This window comes from Mycetocola tolaasinivorans (genome assembly GCF_003667565.1).
In the GTDB taxonomy this organism is placed as follows: domain Bacteria; phylum Actinomycetota; class Actinomycetes; order Actinomycetales; family Microbacteriaceae; genus Mycetocola; species Mycetocola tolaasinivorans.
Genome location: NZ_RCUX01000001.1, coordinates 87,578 through 100,491 on the forward strand (window position 1 = coordinate 87,578; position 12,914 = coordinate 100,491).

Annotated in this window: 7 protein-coding genes; 1 reads left to right on the forward strand and 6 read right to left on the reverse strand. The window is 67.9% G+C overall.

Features of this window, described 5'->3' with window-relative positions:
- Nucleotides 1-19 precede the first annotated feature (19 nt).
- From D9V32_RS00395 to D9V32_RS00420, 6 genes are read right to left on the reverse strand one after another with little or no spacing between them, the layout of a single operon-like run.
- Nucleotides 20-1,699 carry an ABC transporter substrate-binding protein gene (locus D9V32_RS00395; protein WP_121646927.1) on the reverse strand — a complete coding sequence of 560 codons (1,680 nt, stop codon included), beginning with the start codon at nt 1,697-1,699 and terminating at the stop codon, nt 20-22.
- Nucleotides 1,700-1,712: 13 nt separating this feature from the next.
- A complete protein-coding gene (locus tag D9V32_RS00400) occupies nt 1,713-3,377 on the reverse strand; it encodes a dipeptide ABC transporter ATP-binding protein (RefSeq protein ID WP_121646928.1) in 1,665 nt (554 codons plus the stop codon).
- On the reverse strand, nt 3,374-4,264 hold the full coding sequence (locus tag D9V32_RS00405; protein WP_121646929.1) for an ABC transporter permease: 891 nt from the start codon (nt 4,262-4,264) through the stop codon (nt 3,374-3,376). The genes D9V32_RS00400 and D9V32_RS00405 overlap by 4 nt, the downstream gene beginning before the upstream one ends.
- Nucleotides 4,261-5,373: an ABC transporter permease gene (locus D9V32_RS00410; RefSeq protein WP_245981857.1), complete on the reverse strand. Its 1,113-nt coding sequence runs from the start codon at nt 5,371-5,373 to the stop codon at nt 4,261-4,263. Before D9V32_RS00410 ends, D9V32_RS00405 begins: the two co-directional genes overlap by 4 nt.
- Nucleotide 5,374: 1 nt before the next feature.
- Complete coding sequence (locus tag D9V32_RS00415) at nt 5,375-6,691, reverse strand: amidohydrolase (RefSeq protein WP_121646931.1); 1,317 nt, start codon at nt 6,689-6,691, stop codon at nt 5,375-5,377.
- 54 nt (nt 6,692-6,745) lie between these two features.
- Nucleotides 6,746-7,687, reverse strand: a complete 942-nt coding sequence (locus tag D9V32_RS00420; protein WP_121646932.1) for an aldo/keto reductase — start codon at nt 7,685-7,687, stop codon at nt 6,746-6,748.
- Between the two features lie 301 nt (nt 7,688-7,988).
- Here D9V32_RS00420 and D9V32_RS00425 point away from each other — a divergent pair, with 301 nt between their 5' ends.
- Entirely contained in the window at nt 7,989-12,779 is a 4,791-nt protein-coding gene (locus D9V32_RS00425; RefSeq protein ID WP_183086105.1) for a type VII secretion EssC family protein, read from the forward strand.
- Nucleotides 12,780-12,914 lie beyond the last annotated feature (135 nt).

The following is a 12,914-nucleotide window of genomic DNA, read 5'->3' on the forward strand; positions in this document are numbered from 1 at the left end:
CCGTGGGGAGGGTGGAGGGTTACTTACCGAGCCAGACGTCGTAGAACGCGTCGGTGTAGCCCACCGCGTCAAACTTCCAGCCGTGCACGTTGGCGTTGGTGCCCACGATCTTCTTGGGCACGTACAGCGGAATGGCGAAGCCCTCGTCGAGGATGCGCTTCTGCACCTTCTGTGCCTCGGCAATGCGCACCTTGGGGTCGGAGTTGGCGCTCACGATCTTGCCGGACTCATCGATCTGCGGGTCCGAGAGCAGACCGTAGTTGATGCCGGATCCGCCGCCGTCCTTGGGGATGGCGTTCGTCTGGTAGGGCTGAATGGTGGTGCCCACATCGGCGTATCCGCGCGAGGAGTCGGCGAGGTTGTGCTCGTTCTTGGCGAGCTGGGCGGAGAATGCAGCGGTGTCGTACGGGGTGCGGATGACCTCGAAACCGGCCTTCTTCAGCGAGGAGGCGATGGCCTCGCCGAGCTGCTGACGCTGATCGGTCTGCACGTAGAGCGAGTCGACGGCCCAGTTGATGGTGAGGCGCTTGCCGTCCTTCGTGCGGTAGCCATCCTTATCGGTCTCGGTGTAGCCGGCCTCGTCGAGGAGCTTCGCGGAGGCCTTCGGGTCGAAGCTCCAGCTCTTCTCGAGCGACTTATCGTAGGAGCCCAGCGGCGGGGTGTCCGGCAGCGTGGTGGTCCAGGCCTTCTTGTACTCGCCCGCGTAGACGCTCTTCAGCAGGCCGTCGACGTCGATCGCGTCGCGGAAGGCGATGCGCACGTTCTTATCGTCGAACGGCGCGATGTTGGGGTTCAGCGCGAGGTAGTAGGGGGTTCCGGTGTTGTCCTTCTCGAGGATCTTGCCGCCCGCGGCCTTGACCTCGGGGATGTTCAGCGGTGGTACCTGGTCGATGGCGTCGGCCTGCTTGGAGCCGAGCGCACCGATGCGTGCCTGCGGCTCGGGCACGAACTGGATCGTGACCTCGTCGAGGTAGGCGGGGCCGGTGTGACCCCAGGTGCTGGGGGCCCAGTTGTAGTCGGGGTTCTTCTCGAGCACGATCTTCGAGCCCTTGACGTAGTCCTTGACCTTGAACGGCCCCGATCCGACCGACAGCTTCGGGTTGGCCGAGAGCTCGGCCGGAGTGTGCTCGGTCAGGACCTTGCCCGAGTAGATCGGCCAGTGCGGGGTCGACAGCGCGTGGATGAACGAGGCGTTCGGGCGAGACAGGGTCACCTTCAGGGTGCTGTCGTCCACGACGGTGTTTTCGACGATGCCGCTGGAGGCGGTTGCGAGACCGGTCTCGTTCAGCGGGCGATCGAAGTTCTGCTTCAGCACGGTGGCGTTGAACGGGCTGCCGTCCTGGAACTTCACGTCGGTGCGCAGCGTGAACGTGTAGGTGAGACCATCCTCGCTGACCTCCCACTTCGTGGCGAGGCCCGGCTTATAGGTGCCGTCCTCGGCCTGCACGGTCACGGTGTCGAAGATCGAGGAGTTGATCGAGTTGAGGTTGAGGCTCGGGACGCGCTGGCCGTCCCAGGTGGGCGGCTCGGTGTTCGCGAGGTAGCGCAGGGTGCCGCCGCTGACCGGCGTCGCGGAGGACTCCGTACCGGTGGAGGCACCGGTGTTCGGGGAGGCGGACGCCGAGCAGGCGGTCAGGGCGAGTGCGGTGAGCACGGCGGTGGCGCCGAGCAGTGCCGCGTTGCGGGTGCGAGATCGCATGGGGTGAAGCCTTTCAGATGGTGAGGGAGGGGGAAGAAATGGTGGGGATGGCCGCGATGAGATCCCGGGTGTAGGGATGCTGGGGCGCATCGAAGACGGTGCCGGTTTCGCCAAACTCGACGATCCGGCCGTGCTGCATGACCGCCACGTCATGCGCGACGTGGCGGACCACCCCCAGATCGTGGGAGATGAACAGCAGCGAGACGTGCAGCTGCTCCTGAAGGTCACGCAGCAGGTCGAGCACCTGTGCCTGGATCGAGACGTCGAGCGCCGATACGGGCTCGTCGCACACGATCACATCCGGTCCGGTGGACAGCGCCTGCGCGATGGCGATGCGCTGCCGCTGGCCGCCGGAGAGTTCGAGGGGGTGCCGGCCGAGGTGAACGGCGGAGAGCCCCACCTGTTCGAGCAGCGCCACGGCCTGATCGTCGCGCTCGCCGCGGGGCACACCCACGGTGCCGAGCGCCTCACCGAGGAGGGTGCGGACGTTCGAGCGCGGATCGAAGGAGCCGAGGGGGTCCTGCGAGATTGTCTGGATGCTGCGACGCCGTGCGCGCCGATCCTTCTCGCGCAGGGTGGACCACGCCTCGCCATCGAGCACTACCTCGCCCGAATCTGCGGGGGTGAGGCCGAGGGCGATCGCGGCCGCGGTGGACTTCCCCGAGCCCGATTCGCCCACGATCCCGAGGGTCTTGCCGCGCTCGAGGGTGAACGACACATCGTGCAGCACGGTCGTGCGGCGGCCGCGGGCGACGGGGTAGCTCTTGACCAGGTTGCGCGCCTCGAGGATGGGGCCGGTTTTGGGCTCTGCCGCGGGTGTCTCGGTGCGCTGCCGGGTGAACACCGCGGGCGGCAGCGGGGAGAGCCGTTCGCCGCGGGTGTGCGCGGAGGGTACGGCGTCGAGCAGCTGCTTCGTGTAGTCAGCCTGTGGATTGTGCAGGATCTCGGCCGGCGTTCCGCGCTCAATCACGGCACCGGCGCGCAGCACGATGATCTCGTCCGCGAGCTCGGAGACCACGGCGAGGTCGTGGCTGACCAGCAGCAGGGCGGTGCCCTCGCGCTTGAGTTCGGCGAGGAGTTCGAGCACCTGGGCCTGCACGGTCACGTCCAGTGCGGTGGTGGGCTCATCGGCGATCAGCACGCGAGGCCCGGCGGCCACGGCGCTCGCGATCAGGGCGCGCTGTCGCAGCCCGCCCGAGAGCTGGTGCGGATACTGCGCCGCGCGCTCCTCGGGGTCACGAATGCCGACGCGGCTCAGCAGCCCGTGCACGATCTCGGCGGCGGGCTTTTTGGCCAGGCCGGTGTGCAGGCGCAGCGATTCGGCAACCTCGCTGCCGATGGTGTTGAGCGGATCGAGGGAGACCAGTGCGTCCTGCAGCACGAGCCCCACCTCGCGTCCGCGGACGTTTCGCCACTGGGCGGCGGTGAGGGCGCGCAGATCGTGGGTGCCGAGGCGGAGTTCTGCAGCGTCTACCCGGGATCCGGGCCCGACGAGGCCGAGCAGCGCCCGCGCGGACACGCTCTTCCCCGAGCCGGATTCGCCGACGAGGGCCACGCAGCGGCCGGGGGTCAGATCGAAGGACAGCTCGGACACCGCGATGTGGCTGCCGAAGGTGATGGTGAGATCGCGCACCGACACGAGCGCATCGGCGGCGGCGGCCGAAGTGGTGGTGGTCACAGGGAGCTCCTCTTGCTGATGAAACGCTGCTGCAGCCAGCGGCCGGTGACGGTCACGCTGATCACGGTGAGGGTGATGAACACACCCGGCCAGATCGCGATCCACGGGGCGATGCTCAGGTACTGGCGTGCCTCCGAGAGCATCAGGCCCCACTCGGGCGTGGGCGGTACCGCGCCGAGTCCGAGGAAGCTGAGCGCCGCACCAAAGATGATGCAGACGCCCACGCCGATGACGGCGTGCACGAGTACCGGCCCGAGGCTGTTGGGCACCACGTGCTTCAGGATCAGGCGGGTGGGCGAGAGCCCGAGCGCGATGCCCGAGCGGATGAAGCCGGAGCCGCGAATCTGCAGCACCTGGGTACGGACGAGCCGCGCGGCCCCGGGGATGCGGCCGAGGCCCACCGCCCAGAGTAGGCTCCACTGGCCGGGGCCGAGGATCGTGATGGTCAGCAGCGCGACCAGCACCTCGGGGAAGGCCAGCAGGACGTCGAGCGCGCGGGTGATGACGCGATCCCAGATGCCGCGGGAGTATCCGGCGAGTACACCGAGGATGACGCCGCCGATCAGGCCGATCAGCGAGGCCCCCACACCGAGCGAGAGTGAGTAGACGGTGCCGTGGATGATGCGGGAGAAGAGGTCTCGGCCGAGCTGGTCGGTGCCGAGGATGTGGGCGGCGCTCGATCCGGCAAACGCCGATGCGGGGTCGCCCTCGATGGGATCCTGGTTCGTGAAGAGCCCCGGCCAGAGCGCGGCCACGATGAGCAGCAGCACCACGAGGGCCGACAGGGCGACGCCCGGATGCAGGGCGTGGGCGGAGCGTACGCGCTCGGCACGGGGCACCCGCGGTGTGCGGCCGCCGCTGAGGCGTGGGTTCAGGCTGAGGCTCATGAGTGGCCCCCTCTCAGGCGCGGGTCGAGCAGCGGGTACAGGAGGTCAACGATGGTGTTGATGATGATGAACACCAGGGCGGCGAACACCACGAAGCCGAGCACGACCGGGTAGTCGCGGTCCTGGATGGCGACCACCGCAACGCGGCCGAGGCCGGGGCGGGCAAACAGGGTTTCGATGATCGCGGTGCCGCTCAGCAGCGAGCCGAAGATCACGCTGGTGAGGGTCAGTGCGGGCAGGCTCGCGTGGCGGAGCACGTGGCGCGAACGCAGGCGGTTTTCGCCGAGTCCGCGGGCACGAATGGTGGTGACGAACGGCTCGTGCAGCACGTGCTCCATCCGCTCGCGCAGCACCTGGGTGATGACGCCGATCAGCGGCAGCGCGAGGGTGATCACCGGCAGCACGAGCGACCCCGGGCCGTCGGTGCCAAACGCGGGCACCCACTGCAGGGTGAACGAGAACACCGTCATCAGGATGATGCCGAGCCAGAACGACGGCACCGAGACGGCGATGAGTTCGAACCCCTGGGCGAAGGCGCGGGCACCGCGACGGCGGCCGGAGGTGGCGAGGGCCAGCAGCACCGACACCACGATGGCGACGAGGATCGCCCAGCCGGTGAGCTCGGCGGTGGGGCGAATCTCGCTCAGGATCACCTCGGTCACGGGGGAGGCGCGCTGGTAGCTGATGCCGAAGTCACCGCGCAGCACGCCGCCGAGGTAGGTGAGGTACTGCACGATGATCGGCTGATCGAGGCCGTAGTGCGCGGCGATCTGCGCGCGAATCTCCGGGGTGGCCTCCTGCATGCCCGAGAGCATCTTGTCCAGCGGGTTGCCGGGGATGAGCTGCAGTGCCACGAACGAGAGTGTGGCGGCGGCCCAGAGCACCAGGATGATGTCGAGCAGGCGGTGGCCCACGTAGGAGGCGATGCCGCGGATGCGTGTGAGCCGGCTGACCTCCTCGGTCTGCGAGGCGGCGGCCAGGAGTGAGGCGACCGAGGGGACCTCGGCGTTCTGCGGGTCAGTTGCTGCTTCTGTGCCCGCGGGCTCGGCGGCGGTCTCGGTCACCTCCGCGAGGTGTTCCGGTGCCTCGGTCTGGTCGAGGGTGCTCACGCTAGTCCTCCCAGCGCACGCGTCCACCGCGTGCCTCGAACTCGGCGGTGACGGCCGCGCGCAGTTCGGCATCGGCGAGGTAGTCGGCGGCGGCTGACCCGAGGGCGGTGGCGGCGTCGACGAGGGCGTCGAGGGCTTCGGGCAGGATCGTGATGTCGGCGAATCCGGCGTTGTGCGGGACGACGGATCCGTCGCCGCCGAGTCCGAGCGCCGGGTGGATCGCCGGAATGTACTGGCTGACGTTTCCCATGTCGGTGGAGGGGCCGCCGTGACGCACGACCTTCGGCTTGAGCGGCACGGTGCGGCCCTGGCTGGTGAGGTGGCGGGCCCAGTGCTTGGTGAGCGCGATGTTGTTTGCCAGCGGGAGGTAGGCGGGTTCGGCGTCGAGATCGATTTCGGCGCGGGTGCCGGTGGCGAGGGCCGCGGCCTCGAGGATGTCGACGACGCGCTGGGTGAGGATCTTCAGGGTGTCGATCTCGCTCGAGCGCACCAGGATGTGGGCCTCGGTGAGCTCGGGCACGACGTTGGCGGCGCTGCCGCCGTTGGTGATGACGCCGTGGATGCGGTCGATGGGCAGGATGTGCTGTCGCAGCTGGGCGATCCCCTGATACGCGGTGACCACGGCGTCGAGGGCGTTGAGGCCCAGATACGGGGAGCCCGCGGCGTGCGCGGCCCGGCCGTGATACGCCACCCGGATGCGGCGCACACCGGTGGTCCCCGAGCCATAGATCGGGGAGACCTCGTGGCCGACGCTCGGATGCACCATGCCGGCGGCATCCACGCCGTCGAATCCTCCGGCGCGGATGATGAGTTCCTTTCCGCCGCCGCCCTCCTCGGCCGGGGTGCCGATCAGCGAGACGCGGCCGCCGGTTTCGGCCACCACGTCGCGCAGCGCGAGGAAGGCACCGATCGCGACGCCCGAGATGACGTTGTGTCCGCACGCGTGGCCCACCCCGGGCAGCGCGTCATACTCGGCGATGATCGCGAAGTGGGGGCCGTCGCCGAGGTCGGATCCGGCACTCGCCACAAACGCGGTCGGGAGCCCAAACACGCCCACCTCGGTGTCCACGCCCTCCTCGGCGAGCAGCTCGGCGATCTTCTGCACGCTGCGGTGCTCCTCGAAGCCCAGCTCGGGGTGGTGATAGAGATCCACCGCGAACTCGTGCAGGCGCGGGCGCAGCTGCTCGATGCGTGCGGCGATGCGCTCGTGCAGGTTCGCCGGGGCACCGACAAACCTGGATTCGGCGTCGCCGATCGGGGCGGGGGCGAGCGAGCGCTGTCCGTAGGCGAGGTAGGTGGCGAGCGGATCCGTGGTCATGTCTGTGTCCTTTGGCGATGCGGGGGAGCGGGGGAGCGGGGAGGCGGGCGGCTGCTAGCCGGCGTGCGGGCTGTGCTTCGGATCGAAGGCGAGGCCGCCCTGAGCCTCGGTGATCGCGGCGGAGATGGCCAGCACCTCCTCGGTGCTGAGCGCGATGCCGGTGGCGGCGAGGTTGTCGCGCAGGTGTGCGGGGTTGCGGCTGCCCACCACGGCGAGGCCGTCGGGCACGGTGTGGAAGATCCAGGCGAGGGCGATGGACTGCACGGTGGTCTCGTGCGCGCGTGCCGCGGGTTCGAGCGCGGCAAACACGCGGGCGTGGGCGTCGGCGGGCAGCCCGCGCCCGATCAGCGGCCAGTAGGCGATGAAGGGAATACCGAGGTCTCCGAGACGCTCGATCACCGGAGCGTTCTCCCGCGCGGCCACGTTGTAGAGGCTCTGCACGGCGGCAATGGGTTCGAGTTTGAGGGCGGCGTTTACCTGATCGAGGGTCGGCTCGCTCAGCCCGATGTGGCCGATCTTGCCCTGATCGCGCAGATCGGCGAGGGCGCCCAGCTGATCCTCGAGCGGGACGTTCGGATCGATCCGGTGGAGGAAGAGGAGGTCAATGCGCTCGCGCTTCAGACGGTGCAGCGAGGCGTGGACCGCGTGGCGCAGGTAGTCGGGCTGGCCGAGGATGCCCCAGCGGTTTGCGGCTGGGCGCAGCATGCCCACCTTGGTGGAGACCAGGACGTTGTCCCGATTGCCAATGACGTCGCCGATGATGCCCTCGCTCACACCGGGGCCGAGGGCGTCCGCGGTGTCCACGTAGCGGATCCCGGCATCCAGCGCGGCCCGCAGCAGTGCCCGCGGCACTTCGGGGTCGGCGGGAATACCCCAGCCATCGCCCGCGGTGAGGCGCGCGGCACCGAGGCCTACCCGCGGAACGCGGTGCCCCGCGAGGAGCGTTTCGGCACCGATGGGCGCGCTCGTGTCGGAACGGGTGGGGGCAATGGTCACGGCGGTTCCCTCGAATCATGGCGGCTGATGTTTCGAGAAAACTAGCAACGGCGAGGGAGGGGCATCAATGTGCGCTCGAGGGAACGGTAACCCGAGGTCACAGTGCGAAACACAGCGGGTACGCGAGGCTTCCTCCTGTAATAATCTCCGCGGTTCCGTGCTTCGATGCACTCGCCAACCGCGCGTACGACAGCCCGACACCCACTGTCGGCGGCTGTCGTAACGAGGTCTGTGAGGCTGACCTATGCTGCAACTGGGTTCAGCCGAATCCGCTCCGGTTGCCAGCAGGAACGAACCCCACATGAAGATCCGAGTGTCGCTCACCTTTCAGTCCTCTGACAGCACCACCCACGTGCGTGATGCCACCCTGACCGCCGACGTCACCGCCACCGTGGGCGAGGTTGCCCGCACGCTGGTTCGTGCCGGGGCCGGGGACCCTCGGCTGCTGGACATCGCACAGCGCGGGACCGCCCCGCTCACCATCGTGGCTCGGCATCCCGATCGTCCACCCCTGGCGCTCGATCGCGGTGACGCGCTTGGGCACTCGGGTTTGCTGGCGGGCAGTACCGTCGAGCCGATTCTCGAGCGTGACGCGGTGCACTATCAGCGGGTCCGTATGTCCACCGCGCACATCCGGGTGCTTTCGGGGCCGCAGAAGGATGTCACATTTTCGGCGGTTCGGGGAGAAACGACGATCGGTCGCGACCGGGTCAACCGGGTGCAGCTTCACGACTCCAGTGTTTCGCGCCGCCACGCGGTTGTGAAATCCGATGGTTCCTGGCTGGTACTCGAGGATGCCGGTTCGGCGAATGGGATTCTGCTTGTTTCTGATCGCGGGGCCTCCGAGGAGACCAGGGTCAGCTCCGTTTCGATCACGCGCCCCTGCGAGGTACGCCTGGGCACCGTACACCTTCGGATCACTCCGGACGCGCCGCCGAGTCCCGATCAGCCGTATGAGACCACGATCCGGCACCTGCAGTCTCCGCGGGTGGATCCGCTCTTCGCCCCGGAACCGCTGGAGCTGCCGACGCCGCCGGAGAGTGCCGCGAACACCCGTTTTCCGCTGATTGCGATGGTGGCACCGATCGTAATGGGTTCGGTGCTGTACGCGGTCACCGGCTCGATGATGAGCCTCGTTTTTGTCGCACTGTCTCCGCTAATCATGCTGGGTACCTGGCTGGATGCCCGGTTGACCCGGAAGCGCACGCTCGCGCGCGAAACGGCGGATTTTGAAACGGGATTAGCGCAGGCTCGTGCTGAGCTGGCGGCCGAGCGCACGCGTGAGCATGAATTGCGGTGTGCCGAGAGCCCCGACTCAACCGAGTTGCTCGCGGTGCCCTCCAGCAGAGACCGGCTGCTGTGGACCCGTCGCCCCGAGCACCGCGCGTTTTTGGAGCTCAACCTGGGCCGCGGGACGCTACCCAGCCGAAAGGAAATTACGCTGCCGTCGCGCGGAAAGATCGCGGCGGCTCACTGGCAGGCATTGACCGAGGTGAGTACCGAGTTTCGTACCTGCGCGGATGTTCCGGTCATCGAACGGCTTGACCGCTGTGGTGCCCTGGGGATTTCCGGCGATCCGTTCTGGGCCGCCGCGGAGGCGCGTTCGCTGCTGATTCAGCTGCTCACCCTGCACTCGCCGGCCGATCTTGTCCTTACGGCCTTCACCGACACCGAGCAGTCCGCCGCGGGGTGGTCCTGGTTGAAATGGGTACCGCACGTGGACTCGGTGTTTAGCCCGATCTCGACATCACACCTGGTGAACGATACTCCCGGCTCGGCGAGTCTTCTTACCTCGCTGGAGGGTTTAATCCTGACGCGTCGCGAGGGCGCGAGCGGCGAGATTCGCTCGCGGATGACCACGGACGGCGCGGATCTCTCCGAGCGCGGTGCCGCCGTCACGTCTGCCCCCGCGACCCCGATCGTTGTTGTGCTGGTTCTCTGCACCTCCCTGGTGGAGCGTGCGCGGCTCGTGGGGCTGGCGGAGGACGGTGCGGATGTGGGGGTGCACATCATCTGGGTGGATGACCAGCTCGATTTCATTCCCGCGGCCTGCCGGACCACGGTTGAGATGTCCGAGGCGGGCGGCCGGGTGCACTTCGTTCGGCAGGGGCGCGTGGTGGAGCTGGGGCGGATGGACCTTCCCGGCGTCGAACCCACCGCCGCGTTTGGTCGAGCACTGGCCCCCATCGTCGATGCCGGCGCGCGGGTGCTGGATGAGAGCGATTTTCCCGGCAGCGTTGCGCTCGGAACCCTGCTTGCGCGAGACGTTGTGGGTAACCCTGATGCGGTGCGCATGAATTGGGAAGCCAACGATAGTCTCGTGCGTTCCTGGGTGCCGGGCATCGAGCGTGAGGCGGGGGATCTCACGGCGGTTGTGGGTCTCGGCAGCGCCGGGAGCGTGGCGTTGGACCTTCGTACTCACGGCCCGCACGCCCTGGTGGGTGGGACAACGGGGTCGGGGAAGTCGGAGTTTCTGCAGTCGTGGATTCTGTCACTGGCGGCGAGCTACGCGCCCGACCGGGTGACCTTTCTGCTGGTGGATTACAAGGGCGGCGCTGCCTTCGCCGACTGCACGTCGCTGCCGCACACCGTGGGGTTGGTGACGGATTTGAACACGCACCTGGTTCGCCGTGCCCTCACCTCGCTGCGCGCCGAGCTGCGCTATCGCGAGGAATTGCTCGCGGAAAAGGGCGCGAAGGATCTGGTGGCGCTCGAGCGCTCCGGGGATCCGAGCACCCCGCCCAACCTCATCATCGTGATTGACGAGTTTGCGGCGTTGGTGGGGGAGATTCCCGAGTTTGTCGACGGCGTGATCGATGTGGCCCAGCGAGGGCGCTCGCTCGGGCTGCACCTCGTGATGGCGACGCAGCGTCCGGCCGGAGTTATCCGCGATAACCTCCGTGCAAACACCAATTTGCGCATTGGTCTGCGAATGTCCGATCCGGCCGACAGCACGGATGTGCTCGGGGTTGCGGATGCCGCCGCGTTCGCTCCGGAAACTCCCGGCCGGGCCGCGGTCAAGGTGGGGGCCGGCCGGCTCACGCACTTCCAGGCCGGCTACCTGGGTGGGCGTTCCGAGAGCGAACATCAGGAGGTGTTGGAGATTCACTCGCTGGATTTTGGCGAGCACGCCGCGTGGTCGCTGCATCCGGAGCAGCGCATCGCACGCAAGCGGACGACAAAGGGGCCGCGGGATATCGAGGCACTCGTCCGAAACATCCGCTCCGCCGCGGAGGGGCTGGCGCTGAGCGTGCCCCGGCGGCCGTGGGTGGATCAGCTCCCCACCGTGCTGCCGCTGTCCGAGTTGGTCACCCCGGGGGAGACCCCCCGCGTGCCCGGCGGTGACGGTGCAGGCTCGGGCTCCAGCACGACTCGTGGCTCCGGTATTCCGCGTTTGTCCGGGGTGCCTCGTATTCCCGGCGCAAAAGTACCGATGGGACGGTCCTTAGCGACGGGACAGCTCGCACCGACCCGGGAACCCGGCAAACCCGAGCAGACTGACCCGGCCGGGTTGGGGCTGGCGCTGGGGATGGTGGATGAGCCGCACCTTCAGCGACGATCGACCTATCGGGTAGCGCTGGAGGATGTGGGCAGTATTGCCCTGTTTGGGGCGGCGGGAACGGGCAAAACCACGGCGCTCATCACGCTGGCGATCGCCCTGATCGACCGGGATCCGAGGGCGTCGGTGTACGGGCTCGATGGAGCGGGTGGGCGGCTGTCTACGCTCGAATCGCTTCCCAACGCGGGCGATATTATCCCGATAGCGGAGCGGGATCGGGTGGTGCGGCTGCTCAGCATGCTCCAGAGGATCGTTGCGGAGCGGCAGGGGAGTGGTGAACGGGCACCGGTGCTTCTTCTTCTGGACGGATTCGGTGCGTTCCGAGATACCTATGAGTTTTTGGGCGGGGGCACCCACCCCTTTGAAGATCTCATCGAGATTGCGCGCGACGGTCGAAACGTGGGCGTGCACGTGGCGATTGCCTCGGAGCGGGCGGTGGATTTTCCGGCGACTCTGGGTGCGTCGATTCCCGAGCGGCTGTCCTTTCGTCTGGCGTCCGATAACGACTATCAGGCGCTGGGGCTGCCGAGCGGTGTGCTGGAGGACAGCGAACCGGGGCGGGCCCTGAGGATGGGCACCGAGGAGGATATACAGTGGGCGGTTCCCGGGGCGGGGGCGACACCCGAGGACACTGAGCAGGCCGTTGTCGAGCGGGCAGAGCGGCTGATGGCTGCCGGGGTGCGGCGAGTTGCGGGGATTCCGGAGGTGCCCAAGCGGATCGAACGTGGCGCGATCGAGGCTCGGCCGGGTGAGTTTCCGTTCGCGATCGATACGGTGCATTTGGCGGCCGTTTCTCCGGCAGATTCCGGCCTGATGCTCGTTACGGGCCCCGCCGGTTCGGGGCGTACCACGGCGATTCGGTCGCTGTGGCAGGCAGCTCGGGAGCGTGCGCGGGCGGGCGGCGGTGATGTGGATACGATCGTGATTTCCTCGCGGCGTTCCCCGCTGCGCGGCGGCGCGATTATTGCGGACTTCGCCGATAACGCGGCTGAGCGTCAGCGGGTGATTGCCCAGCTCACCACGGCGCTGGGCGGACCGGCTCCCGTGCAGGCGGGGGCGCTGACGGTGGGTCTGATTGGCACCCCGCAGCCGATCGCGGAAGCTCCCGCACTTATCGGGCCGCCGTCGGGGGGTGCGGATTTGTCGGCGGCCCCGACACCCGAGGCTGCCGCGCCGGTTGCCCCGCCGGAGTTTCCGCGGCCGGGCTGCCGGGGCGTGGTCATCATCGAGGATATTGGTGGGTTCGATGGCACCGGAAACGAGCAGGCTCTGGCCACGCTCCTGAAGCTCCTGCGGCGCAGCGAGCTGATGGTCTTGGTTGAGGGAGAGAACGCCACGATGGGCACGGTGTGGGAGCTTGTCAGCCCGCTGCGTGGCGCCCGATGGGCGCTCGCCCTGCAACCGGATGCCAATGATGCACCAACGGTGTTTACCACGCCGTTTACGCACGCAAAGCGTGCCGATTATCCGCCTGGTCGGGGATTCTTGGCAACGGGAGGCATGCTCACGGGCGTGCAGATCGGCTTCGCGTAGTGCGTTTTCGTATCCTCGTGAGCCGCGGTGCGCCAGCGCGTCGTGCCGTATCGGCAGGAACGCTCGTTATCGTGTCTTCCTCTCTGTACGGTGAGGAAACCGTTTTATCCGACACACAGAATGAAGAGGCTTGTT